The sequence below is a fragment of the Coriobacteriia bacterium genome, from assembly GCA_014859305.1.
In the GTDB taxonomy this organism is placed as follows: Bacteria; Actinomycetota; Coriobacteriia; order Anaerosomatales; family Kmv31; genus Kmv31.
The window spans coordinates 1-19,363 of sequence record JACUUM010000023.1 but is presented as its reverse complement, the minus strand read 5'-3'; the positions used below and the strand labels follow the sequence as shown (position 1 = coordinate 19,363).

At 71.5% G+C, this 19,363-nt stretch carries 17 protein-coding genes; 13 read left to right on the top strand and 4 right to left on the bottom strand.

Annotated elements, in window-relative coordinates; translation table 11 throughout:
* Window positions 1–1,290, top strand: coding sequence for a glycoside hydrolase family 1 protein (locus IBX62_05565; GenBank protein ID MBE0476547.1), 1,290 nt, complete (start codon window positions 1–3; stop codon window positions 1,288–1,290).
* A gap of 71 nt (window positions 1,291–1,361) precedes the next feature.
* Window positions 1,362–1,658, top strand: coding sequence for a hypothetical protein (locus IBX62_05560; protein ID MBE0476546.1), 297 nt, complete (start codon window positions 1,362–1,364; stop codon window positions 1,656–1,658).
* Window positions 1,659–1,671: 13 nt separating this feature from the next.
* Here IBX62_05560 and IBX62_05555 read toward each other — a convergent pair whose 3' ends face one another.
* Entirely contained in the window at window positions 1,672–2,133 is a 462-nt protein-coding gene (locus tag IBX62_05555) for a YjbQ family protein (GenBank protein ID MBE0476545.1), read from the bottom strand.
* 147 nt (window positions 2,134–2,280) lie between these two features.
* Between IBX62_05555 and IBX62_05550 the strand changes: the two genes are divergently transcribed.
* Both IBX62_05550 and IBX62_05545 read left to right on the top strand, forming a co-directional pair.
* Window positions 2,281–3,072, top strand: a complete 792-nt coding sequence (locus tag IBX62_05550) for an NYN domain-containing protein (protein ID MBE0476544.1) — start codon at window positions 2,281–2,283, stop codon at window positions 3,070–3,072.
* Between the two features lie 119 nt (window positions 3,073–3,191).
* Window positions 3,192–3,947 carry a methyltransferase domain-containing protein gene (locus IBX62_05545; protein ID MBE0476543.1) on the top strand — a complete coding sequence of 252 codons (756 nt, stop codon included), beginning with the start codon at window positions 3,192–3,194 and terminating at the stop codon, window positions 3,945–3,947.
* 18 nt (window positions 3,948–3,965) lie between these two features.
* On the opposite strand, the gene IBX62_05540 is transcribed toward IBX62_05545, so the two are convergent.
* The gene (locus IBX62_05540) at window positions 3,966–6,254 is read right to left on the bottom strand and encodes a SpoIIE family protein phosphatase (GenBank protein MBE0476542.1); all 2,289 of its coding nucleotides are present in this window, start codon (window positions 6,252–6,254) and stop codon (window positions 3,966–3,968) included.
* A 92-nt stretch (window positions 6,255–6,346) separates the two neighbouring features.
* Window positions 6,347–7,876: a phenylacetate--CoA ligase family protein gene (locus tag IBX62_05535; protein MBE0476541.1), complete on the bottom strand. Its 1,530-nt coding sequence runs from the start codon at window positions 7,874–7,876 to the stop codon at window positions 6,347–6,349.
* A gap of 314 nt (window positions 7,877–8,190) precedes the next feature.
* Between IBX62_05535 and IBX62_05530 the strand changes: the two genes are divergently transcribed.
* The 3 genes from IBX62_05530 to IBX62_05520 all read left to right on the top strand — a co-directional run bounded on the left by IBX62_05530 (window position 8,191) and on the right by IBX62_05520 (window position 11,387).
* A complete protein-coding gene (locus IBX62_05530) occupies window positions 8,191–9,699 on the top strand; it encodes a cell wall-binding repeat-containing protein (GenBank protein MBE0476540.1) in 1,509 nt (502 codons plus the stop codon).
* Window positions 9,696–10,409 carry a M48 family metallopeptidase gene (locus IBX62_05525; GenBank protein MBE0476539.1) on the top strand — a complete coding sequence of 238 codons (714 nt, stop codon included), beginning with the start codon at window positions 9,696–9,698 and terminating at the stop codon, window positions 10,407–10,409. The genes IBX62_05530 and IBX62_05525 overlap by 4 nt, the downstream gene beginning before the upstream one ends.
* Window positions 10,410–10,478: 69 nt before the next feature.
* On the top strand, window positions 10,479–11,387 hold the full coding sequence (locus IBX62_05520; protein MBE0476538.1) for a YihY/virulence factor BrkB family protein: 909 nt from the start codon (window positions 10,479–10,481) through the stop codon (window positions 11,385–11,387).
* Window positions 11,388–11,481: 94 nt separating this feature from the next.
* Here IBX62_05520 and IBX62_05515 read toward each other — a convergent pair whose 3' ends face one another.
* A complete protein-coding gene (locus IBX62_05515) occupies window positions 11,482–12,684 on the bottom strand; it encodes an acetoin utilization protein AcuC (GenBank protein ID MBE0476537.1) in 1,203 nt (400 codons plus the stop codon).
* 277 nt (window positions 12,685–12,961) lie between these two features.
* Between IBX62_05515 and nifV the strand changes: the two genes are divergently transcribed.
* The 6 genes from nifV to IBX62_05485 all read left to right on the top strand — a co-directional run bounded on the left by nifV (window position 12,962) and on the right by IBX62_05485 (window position 19,333).
* Window positions 12,962–14,143 (top strand): homocitrate synthase, encoded by a 1,182-nt coding sequence (gene nifV / locus IBX62_05510; protein MBE0476536.1) that lies wholly within the window; start codon window positions 12,962–12,964, stop codon window positions 14,141–14,143.
* Window positions 14,144–14,156: 13 nt separating this feature from the next.
* Window positions 14,157–15,416, top strand: a complete 1,260-nt coding sequence (locus IBX62_05505; GenBank protein MBE0476535.1) for a 3-isopropylmalate dehydratase large subunit — start codon at window positions 14,157–14,159, stop codon at window positions 15,414–15,416.
* A gap of 64 nt (window positions 15,417–15,480) precedes the next feature.
* Window positions 15,481–15,975 (top strand): 3-isopropylmalate dehydratase, encoded by a 495-nt coding sequence (locus IBX62_05500; protein MBE0476534.1) that lies wholly within the window; start codon window positions 15,481–15,483, stop codon window positions 15,973–15,975.
* Window positions 15,976–16,185: 210 nt separating this feature from the next.
* Window positions 16,186–16,836, top strand: coding sequence for a hypothetical protein (locus tag IBX62_05495; protein MBE0476533.1), 651 nt, complete (start codon window positions 16,186–16,188; stop codon window positions 16,834–16,836).
* Between the two features lie 177 nt (window positions 16,837–17,013).
* Window positions 17,014–18,102, top strand: a complete 1,089-nt coding sequence (locus IBX62_05490) for an isocitrate/isopropylmalate dehydrogenase family protein (protein MBE0476532.1) — start codon at window positions 17,014–17,016, stop codon at window positions 18,100–18,102.
* Window positions 18,103–18,109: 7 nt separating this feature from the next.
* A complete protein-coding gene (locus IBX62_05485) occupies window positions 18,110–19,333 on the top strand; it encodes a hypothetical protein (GenBank protein ID MBE0476531.1) in 1,224 nt (407 codons plus the stop codon).
* Window positions 19,334–19,363: the final 30 nt, after the last annotated feature.

The following is a 19,363-nucleotide window of genomic DNA, read 5'->3' as shown; positions in this document are numbered from 1 at the left end:
GTGCGAAACCACGCCCGCACACATCACGACGCGCCGCTGCCGTTCCCCGAGGGGTTCCTCTGGGGCTCGGGCACCTCGGCTCACCAGGTGGAGGGGGAGAACCGGCTCAGCGACTGGTGGGCCTTCGAGGAGCAGGGCCGGGTCGCGCGAGGCGAGCGCTCCGGGCGCGCGTGCGAGCACTACCGGCGCTACGCCGAGGACTTCGCGCTCGCCGAGGAGCTTGGGCACACGGCGTACAAGCTCTCCATCGAGTGGGCGCGCGTGGAGCCGGAGCCCGGACGCTTCGACGCCGACGTGCTCGAGCACTACGCCGTCGTCCTGCGCGAGCTGCGCTCGCGGGGCATCGAGCCCTTCGTCACGCTGCACCACTTCACGAACCCGCGATGGCTGACCCGCGCCGGCGGCTGGCTCGACCCGGACGCGCCGGGCCTGTTCACGCGCTACGCGGGGGTCGTCGCGGACCGGCTCGGCGGGCTCGTGCATCGCTGGATCACCATCAACGAGCCCATGCTGCTGGCGCTGTACGGCTACGGGAAGGCCTTCTGGCCTCCGGAGCGCAAGGGGTGGCGCAGCGGGTACCGGGCGGCGCGCGGGCTCGCGCGCGCTCACCGCGGCGCGTACGCCGCGATCGTCGAGCGCCTGCCGGCGGCGCGCGTGGGCGTCGCGGTGAACGCGGCGCCGCTGGTGCTCTCGGACCGTCCCGAGCTCTCGGAGCGGGTGCTGTCGCGGCCCTTCGACTGGCTCGCCAACCACTACTTCCTCGACGCGGTCCGCGGCTCGATGGACTTCATCGGTCTTCAGTACTACAGCCGGGCCACGGTCCGTCAGCTGCTCTTCGCCGACGTGCACGCGCGTCCGTTCTTCCGCTCCAGGCTGGCCCGCAGCGACCTGGGCTGGGAGATCTACCCCCGGGGGCTCTACGACGCCGTCATGCGCGTCTGGCGTCGCCACGGCCTGCCCGTGTACGTGACCGAGAACGGCGTAGCCGACGCGGGCGACTCGCTGAGGACGGCCTTCGTGCACGACCACCTGTGGTGGCTGCGCAAGGCCATCGAGGACGGGGCGCAGGTCCGGGGTTACCTGCACTGGGCGCTGCTCGACAACTTCGAGTGGCTGGAGGGCTTCGCGCCCCGCTTCGGGCTCGTCGAGGTCGACTACACGACGCAGGAGCGGCGGATCAGGCCGAGCGCGCGCTACTACGCGCAGGTCTGCCGCACGAACGCGCTGCAGCCGGTGCCCGCCGCGGTAGCGGCCATGCTGGAGCCGGTGCCGCTACGGGCGGCCGAGTAGGCGCGCGGCGCGAGGTGGTAGGCTCTTCACGCGTGGCTCACGCTTCTCGGGACGAACGGGAGAGGTGAGGGATGGACGGGCTCGATACCGTCGCGGGAGCGCTGGCGGGGATCGCCGCCGGCGGTGCGCTGGGCTTCCTCTTCGCCGACCGGCGCGTCCGCGGGAGGGCGTGGCTCTACTGGCTCGCCAACGTGCTCGGGGTGCTGGCCGGCGTAGCCGTGGCCGCGATCGGCGTGGTGCGCGACGCGTCGTGGCTGTGGGTGGGCGGCGTGGGGCTCATCGGAGGGTGGGTGACGGGGCTGAAGTACGGTTACGCCCGCAACCCGGGGGCCAAGCTCCTGCGCCGCGGCGTCCGCGGATCCCGCTGACCCGGCCTCGGCGCTACTCGCCGAGGACCTTGACGACGAGGCGCTTCGGCCTGCCGCCGTCGAACTCGGTGTAGAAGACGGCCTGCCAGGGGCCCAGGTCGAGCCGGCCTTCCGTGACGGGGATGATCACCTGGTGGTGCACGAGCAGGTTCTTCAGGTGGGCGTCGCCGTTGTCCTCGCCGCCGCGATGGTGACGGTAGTCGCCGGGGTCGGGCAGCAGCGCCTCGGCCACGTCGTTGGCGGGCTGCTTCCACGAGGGGGGCGCGATCTTGTCGAGCCACTCGAGCACGTCCTCCTGCAGGCCGGGCTCGTCGTCGTTGACCCAGACCGCGGCCGTGATGTGCATCGCCGAGACGACCGCGATCCCCTCGGCGATCCCGGCTTCGTCCACCGCCCGCTGCACGTCGTCGGTGATACGCACGAACATCCGCCGCCGCGGCGTGTCGAACGTCTTGTAGACCGTGTGGCTGCGCATCGCTCCTCCTCGACGAGGGATCTCCTCGACCGCATGGTACGTGGAAGCGCCGCGCTCCGGCAGGATCGAGGCGAGCGGGAGTGTCGGAGGAAGGCGTAGAATCTACGGGGGCGGGGGACCGCCCGACTCACGACGGAGGGGAGAGGCATGACCGACGACGCGCACTCGCTCGCGGTCTTCATCGATTTCGAGAACCTGGCCATCGGCTTCGAGCGCAAGCCGGCGGCGAAAGGCCGCGCGAAGAAAGCCGAGCCGGACGCGTTCGACATGGGGCTCGTGCTCGAGCGCCTGGTGGAGAAGGGCAAGATCCTCGTCAAGACCGCCTACGCGGACTGGGGGCGCTTCTCGCAGTACGTCACGCCGCTGCACGACGCCGGCATCCAGCTGATGGAGATCCCCGAACGCGGCATGACCGGCAAGAACTACGCGGACATCAAGCTGTGCGTGGACGCCATGGACCTGTGCTACGCGAAGGAGCACATCGACACGTTCGTCGTGGTCTCCGGCGACTCCGACTTCACGCCGCTGGTGAGCAAGCTCAAGGAGAACGGCAAGCGGGTCATCGGGCTGGGGATGCGGGACTCGACCAGCGATCTGCTCGCGAACAACTGCGACGAGTTCATCTACTACGAGGATCTCGGCCAGGCGCCGTCGGAACCGGCCACGCCGCTGTCCAGCGTGCCCAAGGCCAAGCGGCCGGCGATGCGCCTGCTGATCGAGTCGATACAGGCCCTGCAGCGCGAGAACGTCGACGTGATGCACTCGTCGATGGTAAAGGACACGATGAAGCGCAAGCAGCCCTCGTTCACGGAGTCCCAGTACGGCTTCAAGAACTTCTCGACGCTGCTGGAGGGGGCGCGCGAGCTCGGCCTGGTCACGCTGCGCAAGGACCCGAGGAGCGGCACCTACGTCGTGGAGGGCTTCGCCGGCGAGCGGTAGGGGCGAGCCGCCGAGCAGGACGCACGTCCCGCGGGCGGTGGCACGCCGGTCGCTCCTGCCCGGCGGACGCCGCGCGGTGAGCGCGCGGGGGCGCGAAGGCCGCGGCGAGAAGGCGCGTGATGGACCGGACGACCGACGAGAACACCCGCTTCTGGGACCTGTACAGCTCCACCTACGACGCCATCGGTTTCGCCATCCCCTACGACCGACATCTCGACGCGCTCGTGGCCGCCCTCGCGCTCGAGCCGGGGTGCCGCGTGCTGGACCTCGGGTGCGGGACCGGGAACCTGGAGCGCAGGATCGCTTCCGCGGCACCCGAGGGCGTGAGTGTCGTCGGGGTGGACTACTCGGAGGGGATGCTGCGCCGTGCCAGGCGGAAGTGCCGCCGCGCCGAGAACGTGTCTTTCGTGCGCGCCGACCTGCGCCAGCCGCTGCCCTTCGCCGAGGGCGCCTTCGACCGCGCCGTCGCCAACAACGTTCTCTACGCCCTCGAGGACAAGGCCGCGCTGCTCACCGAGGTCCGGCGGGTGCTGCGTCCCGGCGGCACGCTGGTGCTCTCGGACCCCAAGCCCGACGCTCGGATCGCGCAGGTGGTCGCGGCCCACTTCGACGCGTTGCGCCGCATGCCGCCGCTCGAGCGCGCATCGGGCTACGCGAGGACGTTCCTGACGCTGCCGCTCGCGGGGCTGACGCCGATGCTGCTGAGCACGCTGGTCATCGGCCGGCGCGTCCGGCAGGGGGAGTACCGTTTCTCCACCGCCGAGGAACTCGCCGGATCGCTCGAGCCGTTCGGCGAGGTGGACATCTCGTCGGCGTATGCGGGACAGAGTTGGCTTGCGGTGGCGGGACGGCCGGGGGCGACGCGGGCGGCATGAGCCGCCGTCGCTATCGGCTCAGCGCGCCGGCTCCTGCTGCGCGAGGCGGATCGCCAGGAGCGCCAGGTCGTCGGAGAGCTGGCCGTGGGTGAAGCGCAGGACGCCGTCGAAGACCGCGCGGACCACCTCCTCGGGACTGCGGCCGGTCGCCCCGCGCAGGATCTCCTCCAACCCCTGCTCGCCCAGCATGCGGCCGTCCCGGCGCGCCTCGGTCACGCCGTCGGTGTACAGCACGAGCACCTCGCCGGGGGCCATCGAATCCACCGTCTCGTCGAACGTCGTGTTCTCGAACGTGCCGAGCAGCGTCGAGTGCTCGGCCAGCAGTCGGACCTCGCCGCCGGGGGCGAGCAGCAGCGCGGGCGGGTGACCCGCGCTCGCGTAGGTGATCGCGCCCTCCGTGTGCTCGAGGACCGCGAGGAACGCCGTGGCGAAGAGCTCGATCTCGGTCTGCACGCGCACGATCTCGTTCGTCTTGTTGAGCACCGCCGCCGGAGAGGGCTCCTCGTAGGCGCTCGCCCGGATCGTGTTCTTGATGAGCGAGGTGGTCACCGCGGCCTCGATCCCCTTGCCCGAGACGTCCCCGATCAGTATCGCGACCCGCCGGTCGTCGATCTCGAACAGGTCGTAGAAGTCCCCTCCGACGAGCGCCGACTCGCTCGCGGAGCGGTAGGCGTGCCCGAACTCGACCCCCCGTATCTTGCGCGGCACGTTGAGCATGCTCTCCTGCAGCGTCACGGCGATCATGCGCTCGCTCTGGTACATCCTCGCGTTCTCGGAGGCGAGCGTGACCACGGAGGCGAGCCGCTGAGCGAAATCGACCTGTGCGGGGGAGAACCGCGTCGGCGCGGAGTGCACGTTGAAGGCCAGAGCCCCTTCCGGCTCGGGCAGCGCCAGCAGCGGCACCACGAGCGCGGCGCGCACGCCCAGCGCCTTCATCATGTAAGGGTTCAGCCGCTCGTCGTTGAGCGTGTCCTCCACGCCGACCGTCGCGGCGGCCCGTATCGCCAGGGCCACGTGGGGGAAGTCCTCGGTGGAGAAGGGCTCCCAGGACGCTCCGGGGCGCTCGCAGTGCTGCATCACGCGCCACTGGTCGTCCCTGCGCATCGCTATCGCCGAGGACTCGCAGCCGATGGCGTCGGCGGCCGCGGCTATGGCCGAGCACAGCGCCTCGTCCGAGGCGAACCCCGCGTGCACGCGCCCGCTGAGCTCGTTCAGCGTATCGCTGAGCTCCCTCTCCCGGATCGACTCCGTCACGTCCAGCAGGGACAGCACGAGCCCTTGGAGCTCACCCGAGGAGTCCGTCACGGGCGAGAGCGACCAGTCCCAGTAGGACACGGAACGCGGCGAGGACTCGCGGAAGTGCGACCTGTCGGCGTGCCTCTCGAGCGCCTCCCCCGTGTCGCGGACCCGGTCGAAGAGCTCCTCGCGCGAAGGGTCGGGGAAGAGCTCGAAGTACCCGTGCCCCAGGAGCTCGGCCTCGGAGTGGCCCGAGCGGCGGATGAACGCGCTGTTCGCCGAGAGGATCGTGTACTCCCGGCCCAGGAAGGCCAGGTGGGCGTCGGTGTTCTCCATGATCGACGAGAGCGTGGACAGCGGCACGATGTCGCCGAGCTCCCCGCGCATGACCTGGTACGCGAGCACCAGGTTGACCAGCGGGAAGAGCACGGGCGTGGGGTTGATCGGCAGGGGGTCGTTGGCCAGCAGACGGACGGCGAAGAACACCCCGCCGGCCATCGTCAGCAGCGTGGCGCCCCCCAGCATCAGTGCCCTGCGGCGGCCGGTCGCGGTCCCGCTGGAGAGCGGTCGCGCGACGATCAGGTAGATGCCGGCGCCGACGAGCAGGAACGTGGCGGCGAAGTGAGGCGGCGCCAAGGGGCCGTAGGTCTGCAAGCCGTTCGGCCCCTCCGCCAGGAACAGCCTGTGCGACGGGTTGGTCACCGACACGGCGATCGTGTACAGCAAGGGGACGTGTGCGAGCGCGATACCGCGCCCGCTCGTCCAGAAGGCCCTTCGGGCGTCCGCTGCGGCGAACAGGAACCAATACGTGGGCGCGCCGGCGACGCCGAGCGAGGTGAGCCAGATCAGCGCGTAGTCCGGCGAATCGTACACGGCCAGCGCCGGGTCGACGTAGCTCCCCCAGTTCAGCTGCATGAAGTAGGCGAGCGACCACAGCAGCGTCGAGACGTTCAACGCGAGGAAGAACACCCACGCGAGCGTCCGGCGCCGGGGGGCGAGGCCGGCCGTGACGATCAGCGCCGCGCTGAGGATGGCCGCGCTCAGCGGCAGCAGCGAGACGGCCTCTATCATGACGCGCCCCGACCCCTTCCGCTCCGGCTTCCCCGTCGGCGGCGGCCTGCTGCCTCACGCTCGATCGGCGGAGCGCCAGTGCGGACCGCGCGCTATGCGACGTACTTACGCTTGATCTTGCCCGCGTCGGCCGCGAAGGGGCCGCGGCCGCGCCCGTACACCTTGACCACCGGTTCCGCCAAGGCCGGAGCCGCCACCGAGAGCCGCCGGTACTCCTTGTTGACGCGCTTCAGGCCCTCGGCGATCAGCGGCGCGTACTCGCGGGCGAGGCGTTCCGCGGCCTCCGGCGGCAGCGACTCGTCGCGGTGCTCGAGCAGAACGAGCAGCCGCTGGCTGTACTCGTCGGCGCCGGTCGCGGAGGCGATCTTGTGGCCGAGGAGCTCCTCGTCGTCGAGTTCGAGGAGCACGGTCCCGACATTCTCGGGGTACACGTTCAGGCCTCCCACCATGATCGCCCCGTCGGTCCTGCCCAGGCAGTAGAAGAACGGGAGCTGCCACAGCTCGGACCGGTCGTACCCCAGGTCGGCCAGGCGGCTCGCGGCGTCGTAGCCGTGCCCGTCGAGCACCTGCATGACGTGCTCGAATCCCATGGTGCCGCCGCGGTCCCCGATCCGGTAGCGGACCAGCGGGATGCCCGAGAGCACCGTGAAGACGAGCTCGGACTCGATCTCCTCTATGAAGTAGGACGACGGGCTGTACTGGAACAGGTTCGGGACCTCGGCCGAGCCGAAGAGGTCCCTGGCCAGCCCCCTGTCGGCTGTGGCGAGCTGCCGGACGAGCACGGTCAGCGGGTACTCGCGGCCCACTGACATGCCGAGGTCCGCGGCGCCGTAGCCACCAGAGACGGCGAGCAGATCCCGGCTGGTGTCCACGCCGATCTTGGAGGCGACGTGCGCGCGCCACTCCTCGGAGTAGCCCTCGCCGCCCAGCCCGAGCCGCACGTTGAGCGAGGCCCAGTCGATGCCGCGCTCGATGCCCTCGTCGATCACGGACTTCATGAACGGCGGGTACCCCACGATCACGGTCTGTCCGTAGTAGGGGGAGATGTCCCTCACCGTCTCGAGGATCTCGTCCAGGTTGATGCCCGGCGAGGTGATGGTGAGCGGGTACTTGCCGGTCGCCGCGACCTCGCGCAGCGCCTGGGCCATCTTCTCGCCGCTCGTCCAGGTGCCCATCGCCAGTCCGATGATGATGAGCGTGGGCGTGGTGTCGATACGGTAGAACTGCCGGAACGCGAACTCCATGTAGGCAGGGAAGAGCGCGTCCTCCTCCGGCGTGCGGAACCAGTAGTTCGACCCGCCGGAGTAACCGGAGCTCTTCTCGATCGTGTACGCCGAGGTGAGCTTGCCGTCCAGGCACAACTCGTCGAGCGCGAAGCGTTCCACGTAGGTGCGCTTGCTCGTCAGCGGCAGCTCGGCGAAGGCCTCGGGCCGGAGCGCGCGTTCCGGCGTGACGCCGTGCTCGCCGAGGAACGCCGGGTACGCCCGGGTTCGGGTCACGGCTGCCTGCACGACCCTGGCCGCGTTGCTCGCTCCGCCCTTGACATGGAGCGACTCCGGAGCGCGGGACATGAACAGGCGAGTGAGGGACGGCTTGGACATGACGACGCTCTGCATAGACATAGAACACACCCCCAGGGCTCCCGCGCCACGTTACGGCGCGGCTGACCAGGCCAGTGCAACCCCCGTGCCGCTTGCCCCTCGAGGCACGGGGAGCGACCGAGGCCCCGGGGACCGCGGAGGATGGTGCACGGCTTCCGGCGCGCACCGCTCGGGTGCCTGTCCGGAGGAGGGGGCGCGGCCGTTCGTTGCCCGCATCGGTCCTCCTGCTGTTCCGGCGAAGCCGCCGCCACTTGCGCGGGTGGCGACATCTGGAAGCGTCTTACAGTACAATACCCGAGTCGCGAGCACCCTAGTCGAAGCAGGTGACGCAGCCGATGACGCAGCGCGCACACGCGACGGTCCTCCTCGGCCTCCTCGCCGCCCTCCTCGCGGCGGCCGTCGTTCCACCCTCGGCCCTTGGCATCACGCGTGACGTGGTGCTGGCCAGGGGCAAGGTCTGGGTGGACGCGAGGGTGCCCTACAGCCAGACGGCTTGGGCCGACGAGAGCGGCGGGCGCGTGGCGAACTCCTCGCTCGGGTACCGCACCGACTGCTCGGGCTTCGTGTCGTTGTGCTGGAACCTGCGGTGGCCCGACGGCCGGCCGCGCTCGCTGGCTACAGACACGCTCCGCGGGGTCTCCGAGCGCATAGGCAAGAACGACCTGCTCCCCGGCGACATCCTCCTCAAGCCCAAGACGACCACCACCTCGGGGCACGCGGCGCTCTTCGTGGGCTGGGTCGACCCGCTGTCCAAGACGCAGTACGTCTCGTACGAGGAGAGCGGCTCGAGCAAGGGGGCGGTGTCGAGGATCGTGCCCTACCCCTTCTTCGAGGGGGGCTCGGGCTACTACCCCTACCGCTACCTCGGCATCGAGGAGGACTACCTCGCCCAAGTCGAGCCCGTGCGCGGCTACGACCGCTACGAGACCGCCGTCAAGGCGTCGCGCTCCACGTTCGCGACCGGAGCGGTGGAGACCGTGGTCATCGCCTCCGGAGCCGACTGGCCCGATGCGCTGGGCGGAGCGGCGCTGGCCGGCGCTCACGACGCGCCCGTGCTGCTCGTGCGACCGGATGCCGTCCCCTCGGCGGTCCGCGCCGAGATCAGGCGGCTCGGCGCGACCGGGGCCGTCCTGCTCGGCGGCGAGGCGGCCGTGTCGAAGGCCGCCGAGGACGCCCTCGCCGCGGTGAGACCGGGCTTCACGGTGACACGCGTCGGCGGGCGGGACCGGTACGAGACGGCGGCGATGGCCGCGGCCGAGGCGGTCGAGGCCGCACGCGGGCGCGGCAAGACCCCCGGCGGCACGGTCTTCGTGGCCTCGGGTCTCGCCTTCCCCGACGCGCTGGCCGCCTCCCCGGCCTCCGCGGAAGGCGTCCGGCCGATACTGCTCGCGCGCCCCGGCTCCGTGCCGGCGCCCACCGAGCGCGCGCTTCGCGCCATGGCGCCGGCGGAGGCGGTGCTGCTCGGCGGGGACCCGGCCCTCGAGCGTTCCGTGCTCGAGTCGGTCCGGTCGCTCGCGCCGTCGGTGAGGCGGCTGGCGGGCCGCGACCGGTACGAGACGGCGGCTGCCGTGGCGGCATGGAGCGCCGAGCGCGGGCTGTCTTGGAAGGGGACGGGGCTGGCCACCGGCGCCGACTTCCCCGACGCGCTCTCCGGAGGCGTCGCGCTCGCCGAGCGCGGTTCCGTGCTGCTGTTGACGCGCCCCGACCGGCTCGCCGGCCCGGCCGCCGCCGCTCTCACGGCGAACGCCGCCGAGGTCGAGCGGACCGTGTGCTTCGGCGGCATGTCGGCGGTCGGCAGCGACGTGCGCCGGGCCGTCGCCGTGATCCTCGGTTTCAAGGGATGACGTCCGGCGGCCTGCCGCCGCACTCCGTCCGGGTACACCCCCGCGCCCGGCGGGTCCGCATCCGCGTCTCCGCCCGCGAAGGGGTGGTCGTCACGCTGCCCCCCGGCGTTCCCCGCACACTGGCCGATGAAGCGCTGGCGGCTCGCTCCGAGTGGGTCTCCGCCGCGTTGGCGCGGGTCGCTCCTGCCCGGGAGGCGCTCCTGGACGGGGCCGCGGCGCTGCTCCCGGCCGAGGTACGGTTCCGGGCGACGGGCGAGGCATGGGGAGTGAGGCTGCTGCCCAGCGAGAGCGCGGCGGTCGCGCGCGAGTCCGCCGGTGAGCTCGTTGTGCGCGCCGCGGCCCGCGCCGATGCATTGTCCGCGCTGCGCCGGTGGCTGCGGCGCGCGGCGAGGGCGCGACTGGTGCCGCTACTCCAGGCCGCCGCCGCCGAGCACGGTTGCGAGGTGCCGCGCGTGACGGTGCGCTGTCAGCGCACCAGGTGGGGCAGCCGCTCGTCGCGCGGGACGGTCAGCCTGAATCGCAACCTGGTGTTCCTGCCCCGCGAGGCCGTGCACAGCGTGATCCTGCACGAGCTCGCCCATACGCGCCATCACGACCACTCCGCCGCCTTCCGCAGGGAGTTGGCGGCCATGGATCCCGCCTGGGAGCGGTCTCGCGACGTGTTGCGCCTAGCGGACGAGTACGTCCCGGCCTGGGCGCTCGAGCCGTAGGCGGCCGATTCCGAGGGGCGGAAACGTGGAAAGCACCGGCAGCCACGCGACGCACTCCCGGAGGGACGTGTGGACCGCCTGAAGCGCATAACGGCCGGCCTCTCGCGGAGGCCGGAGGTGCGGCTGTCGGCCTCGGCGCTGCGGCAGTGGCGCCGTCACGGCGCGCCGAGGATCGCCGCCGCGATGGCGTACTACGCCCTGATGTCGATGGCGCCGCTGATGCTGGTCGTCGTGGCCGTCGCGGGGACCGTGTTCGAACGAGAGGCGGTCCGGGGCGAGATCCTGCGGCAGGCGCAACGCTTGCTCCAGCCCGACGCCCTGCCCGCCGTGGAGGGGATCCTGGACTCCGCGACGCGGGCGCGGCCCGGAGCGGGCACGACGCTGATCGCGGTGGGCATCTCGCTCCTCGGGGCGGCGGGCGTGTTCGTGCAGCTCCAGGCGGCGCTCAACCACATCTGGGCCGCGCCGCCCCCGGAGGGGTTCCTGCAGACGCTGTGGCGGCGGTCCCTGTCGTTCCTCATGGTCGCCGTCGCCGTCGTGCTGCTCGGGGCGGCGGCGCTGTCCAACGCGGCGCTCGCCACGCTGGTCGAGCTCCTGCCCTCGATGGTGGTCTCGCCGCTGCTGATGCAGTCCGCCGGCTTCGCCCTCTCGTTCCTGCTGGTCGCCGCGATGTTCGCCCTGGTCTACAAGGTCCTGCCCGACGTGGACGTGTCCTGGCGCGACGCCCTCCTCGGCGCGCTCGTCACCGCCGCGCTGTTCAGTCTCGCCAACCTGGCGCTGGGGGCGTACTTCTCGCGGACGGCGATAGCCTCGGCTTACGGAGCCGCGGGCTCGGTGGCCGTGCTGCTGCTGTGGGCGTACCTCGTCGGTCAGGTCGTGCTGCTGGGTGCCGAGTTCACGCACGTGTGGGCGTGCACGCACGGGTCGCTGCGCGACGCGGCCCGGAGCGCGGCCACCGGTTGCGCCGAGCGGGACTGAGGGAGGCGGGCGCGTTGGGCGAGGGACAGGTGGTCCACGCCGACGGTGGCGAGACCGCCGGCGGTTAGGGGGCGGCCCGCATGGCCGGAAGATCCTACGCGAGCAGCGGCGAGACCCGGCGCACGCGCGCGACCGAGGCGGCCGCCTGCTCGAGCAGCAGCGCCTCTCGTCCGGGCGCGAGCTCGAGGAGGTCGTCGTCGGTCAGCCGCCCGCCGGGGTCGCGCCCGCCCGCCGCGGCACGCGCCTCCTCGCGCCAAGCCGCCGGCAGCTCCTCGGCCGGCTCCACGCCGAGCAGCTCGCCCAGAGCGCACGCCCAAGCGCGCGGCACCACGGAGTACGCCCCGTAGCCTCCGCCGCCCGAGGCCGCCAGGCGGCCCCCGCACAGCTCGTCGGCCAACGCGACGACGCGCCGCACCACCGAGCGGTACCCGGGCAGGGTGAGGCCCAAGGTGGTCAGCGGGTCGGCGTGGTGCGAGTCCGCGCCGAGCTGGGCGACGATCGCGTCGGGCGAGAACGAGCGCACCGCCGGCTCGACGGCGTCGCGCATCGCGAGCTCGTAGCACGCGTCCGTGGCGAGAGGCGGCATCGGGACGTTGAGCGCGGTCCCCGCGCCTGCCCCGGCGCCGGTCTCGTCGGCGAAGCCGGTGCCGGGGAAGAGGTGGGCGCCGCTCTCGTGAACGGAGGCCGTCAGCACGCGGGGCTCGGCGTAGAAGGCCTCCTGGACGCCGTCCCCGTGGTGGGCGTCGACGTCGACGTATGCGAGACGAAGCCCGGGGTCCGTCTCCAGGGCCGCCGCGATAGCGACGGCGGGGTCGTTGTAGACGCAGAAGCCGGCGGCGCGAGAGCGGTGCGCGTGGTGCAGGCCGCCGGCCACGTTGAAGGAGCGGGTCGTCTGGCCGGACAGGACGGCTCGCAGGCCCGCGATCGCCCCGCCGCAGATGAGCGCGGCGGCCTCGTGCATCCCGGCGCTCACGGGGTTGTCGCCGCTTCCCAGCCCCATCGCCGGCACGAAGCCCCCCGGGTCGGCCGAGGCGCGCTTCACGGCCTCCACGTAGCGCGCGTCGTGCACTCGCAGGAGATCGGTCTCCTCCGCGGGCGCCGGCGCGACGACGCGAGCGCGCGCCCCGGAGCCCGCCGCGAGGGCAGCAGACGAGGACGGGGCTCCGTCCTCGGCCAGCAGGCCCAGCGCGCGCATCAGCGAGACGGCCAGCGTGAAGCGCTCGGGCCGCAGCGGGTGCCAGGGCCCCAGGTCGTAGGAGGCCATCGCGGGATCGTACACGAGCATGACGTCGCCCATCGCAGCCCCTCCCGGCGGTTCCGTCACGATGATGCCCGAAACGCGTGGAGCGCCGCGAGGCGTAACGCATCCCGAGCCGACGAGCCCCGGCGCCTGCGCCGGCCGTGGGGAGGTTTGTACCGGCGCGCGTCCTTGCCTTACACTCATGCTCCCGGTTCGCTCATCCCCGGCGCGGTGGCGCCGTGAACAAGACCCCTCGCTCGTGCGCGTCGGCCTGCGCGTCCGAGCCCTCCATCTCAGGGAGGTCGCGGTGGTGGACAAGACCATGGCTCAGGACATGCCTGTCTCGAGCCTGCTCGGCGAGAAGCGCGTGATGATCGACGACACGACCCTGCGCGACGGCGAACAGACCGCCGGGGTCGTCTTCGCGAACCAGGAGAAGATCCGCATCGCACGGCTCCTCGACGAGATCGGGGTCGATCAGATCGAGGCCGGCATCCCGGCGATGGGCGGCGACGAGCGCGATGTCATCGAGGAGATCGCGCACCTGGGGCTGCGAGCGTCGGTGCTGGGCTGGAACCGGGCGAACATCAATGACATCAAGACCTCGCTGTCCTGCGGCGTGGACGCGGTGGCGATCTCCCTGGCCACCTCCGACATCCATATCCAGAGCAAGCTGGCCAAGGACCGCGAGTGGGTCCTCGACACGATCCGCGAGTGCGTCGCCTTCGCCAAGTCCCACGACGTGTACGTCTCCGTCAACGCCGAGGACGCGTCGCGCACGGCGATCGGGTTCCTCACCGAGTACGCGTGCGCCGCCCAGGCCGAGGGCGCCGACCGCATCCGGTTCTGCGACACGATCGGCGTCATGGAGCCCTTCCGCACCTACAACGTCGTCAAGCACTTGCGCGAGCAGTGCGACATGGACATCGAGATGCACACGCACAACGACTTCGGCATGGCCGTCGCGAACGCGATCGCAGGTGTCCATGCGGGCGCGAACTGGGTGAACGTGACGGTCGGAGGGCTGGGCGAGCGCGCGGGCAACGCGGCGCTGGAAGAGGTCGTGATGGCGCTGAAGTACATCGAGGACCTCGAGCTGGACTTCGACACCAGGCGCTTCCGCGAGCTGGGCGAGTACGTCGCGGGAGCGGCGGGCCGGCAGATCCCGGTGTGGAAGTCGGTCATCGGGACGAACATGTTCGCGCACGAGAGCGGCATACACGCCGACGGCGTCATCAAGAACCCCAAGACCTACGAGGTCTTCAGTCCCGACGAGGTCGGCCTGCAGCGCCAGATCGTCATCGGCAAGCACTCGGGGAGCCGCGCCATCGAGATGAAGTTCGAGGAGTACGGCATCCCGCTGACCAAGGAGCAGGCCGCCGAGATGCTCCCGGCGGTGCGCAGGTGCGCCATAGAGCTGAAGCGCTCGCTGTTCGACAAGGAGTTGCTCTACATCTACAACGACTTCAAGGGGCGGTGGGCCGGCAAGGCCGCCACCGCCGAGGCGAGCGTCTAGGAGAGTGAGACCGATCCCCGGCAAGACCATCGCGGAGAAGATATTCTCCACGCACTCCGGGACCGACGCGCGCGCCGGCGACATCGTCGTGGCCGACGTGGACTTCGTCATGGGCCAGGACGGGACGTCCCCCCTGGCGATCCGCGCGCTCGAGCGCATGGGCGTGGGGAGCGTGTTCGACCCGGCCAAGGTCGCCCTCGTGATCGACCACTCCTCGCCGAGCCCGCTGGAGGGCGTCTCGGCGCTGCACACGGTGATGCGCGATTTCGGGCGGGCGACCGGTGTGAAGGTCTACGACATCGGCGAGGGCGTGTGCCACCAGCTGATCCCCGAGCAGGGACACGTGGTGCCCGGCGACCTCATGGTGGGCTGCGACAGCCACACCTGCACCTATGGAGCCGTCAACGTCTTCTCCACGGGTGTCGGCTCGACCGACGGCGCGGCCGTCATGGCCGCGGGCAAGCTGTGGTTCAGGGTCCCCGAGACGATCAAGGTGGTCTTCGGCGGGGAGCTGCGGCCCGGCGTGTACAGCAAGGACCTCATCCTCCGCCTCGCCGGCATGGTCGGCGTGGACGGCGCGACGTACCGCGCCCTGGAGTTCCACGGGCCCGCCGTCGAAGCCCTCTCGGTCGAGGCCCGCATGACGATGTCCAACATGGCGATCGAGGTCGGCGCGAAGGCCGGGCTCATGCGCGCCGACGACAAGACGCTCGCGTGGTACGAGGGCCGGGGACACCGCGCCCCGGAGCCCGTCGACCCCGACGCCGACGCGGTCTACGCGCAGGCGATCGAGGTCGACGCGAGCGAGGTGGGGCCGCAGGTCGCCAAGCCGCACGCGGTCGACAACGTCTCGCCGATCGAGGAGGTCGCGGGGACGCCGATACAGCAGGGCTTCGTGGGCACCTGCACGAACGGGCGGCTGGAGGACCTCGCGGTCGCCGCCGGGATCCTGCGAGGACGCCGCGTCCATCCCGACGTGCGCTTCATCGTGGCGCCGGCCTCCAAGCGCGTCTGCCTCGACGCGATGGCGGCCGGCCACATCCAGGCGCTCGTGGAGGCGGGAGCCGCGGTGGTCACGCCGGGCTGCGGGCCGTGCGTGGGCACGCACAACGGCGTGCCCTCCGACGGCGAGAACGTGATCTCCACGGCGAACCGCAACTTCAAGGGTCGCATGGGCAACAGCAACGCCTTCATATACCTCGGCAGCCCGGCCACGGTGGCGGCGAGCGTCATCGAGGGGCGTATAGCGGACCCGCGGGGGTACGCGGACTGACGGACGGCGGCGGAACCGCGCCGCGGGAGGCGAGCCGAGCGCGAGGAGAGCGGACGTGAGCGAGATCCGGGCGAAGGCCTTCAAGTACGGCGACGACATCAACACCGACTACATCATCAGCGGGAAGTACAAGTTCAAGTCCGCCGACATGGAAGCGATGGCGGTCCATGCCATGGAGGAGCTCGACCCGCGCTACTACGAGAAGGTCAAGCGCGAGGGCGGGTTCCTCGTGGCCGGGAAGAACTTCGGCATGGGATCGAGCCGGGAGCAGGCACCGCTCGTGCTCATCCATTCCGACACCAAGGCGGTGCTCGCCAAGAGCTTCGCGAGGATCTTCTACCGCAACGCGATCAACACCGGTCTGCCCGTGGTGGAGTGCGACACCGACCTCGTCGACGACGGCGACGAGCTCGCCCTCGACCTGGAGTCCGGCGTGGTCCGCGACGTGACCAAGGGCGTCGAGATCCCGTTCGCGCCGCTGCCGCCGGTGATGGCGCAGCTGCTCGCCGACGGCGGGCTGGTCGAGCACTTCAAGAAGCATGGCGGTTTCGCGCTGTAGCGCTGCCCGGCGGGCGTCGGGCGCCTACGGGGTTCGCGCTGCCTCCTCGGCTGGTCATACTCCGCGTATGAAGACAGCCGTCTCGATCCCTGACGACGTGTTCGAAGACGCGGGATCGCTGCGCCGGCGTCTCAGGCGGCGCAGCTTCCGGGAAGCGTCATGTCGCCACCGTTGAGGTTATACTTACCGTTTGGATGCTGGGAGGATCGCATGCCTGGTGAGGCGCGAGCGAAGGGATCGGTGGAATCGAGCTTGGCCGAGGGGAAGGACGCGGTCGCCACGCGCGCCCTGGCGGAGCCGGCTGCGATGAGGCGTCTGCTCGAGGCGCTGTCCGGTCCCGGCCGCACGGAGCGTGCCCGGGCCGCGGAGGCGCTGCACGAGGTCGCCTGCCGCGAGCCCCAGGCCCTGAAGCCGTACGCGTCCGAGCTGATCGACGCGCTCGAGCGTCCCGAGGTGCAGACGCGCTGGGAGGTCCTCGGCGGGCTCGAGGAGCTCGCGCGCGTGGACGCCCGCCTGCTCGACAAGGCGATCGCGCCCGCGACCGTTTCGCTGCACGACGCCGAGTCGGGGGTGGTACGCGTCGCGGCGTTCCGTATGCTCGCAGCGTACGGGTCGACCACCGCGAGGCGTGCGGAGCGCATCTGGCCGCTGCTCGACGAGGCTCTCCGCGCCTACCACGGCGACCCGGAGTATCCCGGGATGCTGGCCGGAGTGGTCACGCTCGTCGAAGGGGCCGCGCCCGAGGCGGTGCGCGCGGATGCGGCCAGGACCGTCGAGCCCGAGACGACGCATCCTCGCGCGGCCATCAGCAGGCAAGCCAAGCGGATCGTCGCCCGGGGACCGAAGAACCCCGGGGCGTAGACCGCGGACCACTCCTCCCGCGGGGGCCGGGAGAGGATCCTCTGAACACCGGTAGCCGGCTCGTTCCTCGGCTCGCGACCGCCGCGTTTGCTACACTCTCCTCCTGCTCGGACCGGGCGGCCCGCACGGCCCGTGCCCGGCGGTCCGGGCACATCCTCGACGGAAGGCGGCCTCCGCGTGGCGAAGCACACCATCACCCTCATCCCCGGCGACGGCATCGGCCCCGAGATCACGACGGCCATGAGGCGCGTCGTCGAGGCCGCCGGCGTGGAGATCGAGTGGGAGGTCGTCGAGGCGGGCGCCGGCGTCGTGGACGCGTTCGGCACGCCTCTGCCGGACGAGGTCATCGAGTCGATCCGGCGCAACAAGGTCGCCATCAAGGGGCCGGTCACGACACCCGTGGGCACGGGTTTCCGCAGCGTCAACGTGGCCCTGCGAAAGGCCCTGGACCTCTACGTGAACCTCCGGCCGGCGTTCTCGATAACCGGTACGGGCGCGCGCTACGACGACGTCGACATCGTGCTCGTGCGCGAGAACACCGAGGACCTCTACGCGGGCATCGAGTTCGAGCAGGGCAGCCCGGAGGCCGCGGAGCTCATCGAGTGGGTGGCCGCCCACGGGGCGGGGACGATAAGACCCGATTCGGGCATCTCGCTCAAGCCCATCTCGGTCAGCGGTTCCGAGCGCATCGTACGCTGGGGGTTCGAGTACGCGTTGGCCAACGGCCGCAAGAAGGTCTCGGCGATCCACAAGGCCAACATCCTCAAGCACTCCGACGGGCTGTTCCTGGACGTCGCCCGCCGGGTGGCGGCCGAGTACGAGGGGCGGGTGGAGTTCGAGGACTACATCGTGGACGCCACGTGCATGCAGCTGGTGCTGCAGCCCTGGAGGTTCGACGTCCTCGTGCTGCCGAACCTGTACGGCGACATCGTGAGCGACCTGGCCGCCGGGCTCGTAGGGGGGCTCGGCATCGCGCCGGGTGCGAACATCGGGGCCGAGTGCGCGGTGTTCGAGCCGGTCCACGGTTCGGCGCCCAAGTACACGGGACAGGACGTCGCCAATCCCACCGCCGAGATCCTCACGGCCGTGCTGATGCTCAGACACGTCGGCGAGCGCGACGCCGCCGAGCGCATCCTCGGCGCGGTACGTGCTGTCCTGGCCGAAGGCGTGCGGGTGACCTACGACATCAAGCGCACCAACACCGGCTCCACTGAAGGGTCGGTGGGCACCCAGGACTACGCGGACGCGCTGATCGAGAGGCTGTAGCGGGCACATGGCCGAGCGGGACGGCAAGGGCGGATACTGGTCGGGGCTCGAGGCGGCGCACCGCCGGCGGATCCTGCTCTGGGGCGGCCTGGGCGTCACGCTGCTGGCCGCCGTGGTCGCCGCCGCGCTCATCATGCCGCCGGCCGAGGACGGGCCCGAGCGTCCCGGCGAGCGCTCCGCGGAGCCGACCCGGACGCCGGAGGCCACGCCGACGCCGACGCCGGAGCCGGACCCGTCACCGGACGGGGCTCCCGCGCCCGGACCGCCGCCTATGCCTGGGCCGGACGAGGGGAACGGGAGCGGTCCCGATGCCGGCGGCGGTTCGGGGACCGACGCCTCGGGGCCGCACCTGGTCGCCTACCGCTTCGACGGGTCCATCCGGGTCGTTCGAACCGACGGGGGCGAGCCGAAGGTCGTCCTGGAGCAGGACGTGCCGTGGTACTCCCTCTCGCCGGACGGCAGGACGCTGGCCTACGGTGCGGATCGGGGCTTCGATCTCGTCGACATCGCCTCGGGAAGGACCACGCGGATCCCCGCCCGGTCCCCGGTCGCGTCCCCGGCGTCGTGGGCGCCCGACTCGTCGTGGCTGGTCTACTCGGTCGAGGCGTCCGACAAGGGCGAGAGCGGCGAGTTGCGCCGTGTCTCCGGTGACGGAGGGGGCGGCGCGCTCCTCGGCACGGGGAGCCGTCCGCAGGTCTCGCCCGACGGCAGACGCGTCGCCTCCGTCCGGGTCTCTCGGGGAACGCCGGTCGTGGCGGTGATCCCGGCTGGGGGCGGTGCCGCATCGGAGGTCGCGGCGACGCAGGGGGTGCGGGGCTTCGCGTGGTCCTCGGCGAAGGGCCTGTACGCGGTGGTGCCCGTCGAGGGAGACCCGGCCGACACGCCGCCGCGGATCGTCCTGGCGGGACTCGGCGGGGGCAGCGAGCAGGTCTGGAAGGTCGCGCCGGGCGGCAGGGCGGTCACCCTTGCGGACCTGCGCACGGCTCCCGACGGGCGTTCGCTGCTCTTCGCGGAGGTCGGCGACGACGGGTACTCGCGCGCCAAGGTGCTGCGCGCGGGCAAGGCGCTCGACCTCAGCATCCGGCGAGACACCTACCCGGTGGGATGGACGGCCGAGAGCAGCGTGCTGTTCGTGGAGGGCAACGCGTTCCAGGGCGAGAGCACCGACCTCATGCGCGCCAAAGCCGACGGGACCGGGCGCCGCGTGCTCGTGCGCGGTGCGGCGCGTTAGCCGCGACGCACGAACGACGCCCTCTCCGGG

Coding starts and splice junctions, on each gene's coding strand:
- IBX62_05555 (MBE0476545.1), bottom strand. CDS start 2,133: ATGCGCAGCCACACGGTCTACAAGACGTTCGACACGCCGCGGCGGCGG.
- IBX62_05515 (MBE0476537.1), bottom strand. CDS start 12,684: ATGGGCGACGTCATGCTCGTGTACGATCCCGCGATGGCCTCCTACGAC.
- IBX62_05545 (MBE0476543.1), top strand. CDS start 3,192: ATGGACCGGACGACCGACGAGAACACCCGCTTCTGGGACCTGTACAGC.
- nifV (MBE0476536.1), top strand. CDS start 12,962: ATGCCTGTCTCGAGCCTGCTCGGCGAGAAGCGCGTGATGATCGACGAC.
- IBX62_05495 (MBE0476533.1), top strand. CDS start 16,186: ATGCCTGGTGAGGCGCGAGCGAAGGGATCGGTGGAATCGAGCTTGGCC.
- IBX62_05485 (MBE0476531.1), top strand. CDS start 18,110: ATGGCCGAGCGGGACGGCAAGGGCGGATACTGGTCGGGGCTCGAGGCG.
- IBX62_05540 (MBE0476542.1), bottom strand. CDS start 6,254: ATGATAGAGGCCGTCTCGCTGCTGCCGCTGAGCGCGGCCATCCTCAGC.
- IBX62_05525 (MBE0476539.1), top strand. CDS start 9,696: ATGACGTCCGGCGGCCTGCCGCCGCACTCCGTCCGGGTACACCCCCGC.
- IBX62_05550 (MBE0476544.1), top strand. CDS start 2,281: ATGACCGACGACGCGCACTCGCTCGCGGTCTTCATCGATTTCGAGAAC.
- IBX62_05560 (MBE0476546.1), top strand. CDS start 1,362: ATGGACGGGCTCGATACCGTCGCGGGAGCGCTGGCGGGGATCGCCGCC.
- IBX62_05535 (MBE0476541.1), bottom strand. CDS start 7,876: ATGTCTATGCAGAGCGTCGTCATGTCCAAGCCGTCCCTCACTCGCCTG.
- IBX62_05530 (MBE0476540.1), top strand. CDS start 8,191: ATGACGCAGCGCGCACACGCGACGGTCCTCCTCGGCCTCCTCGCCGCC.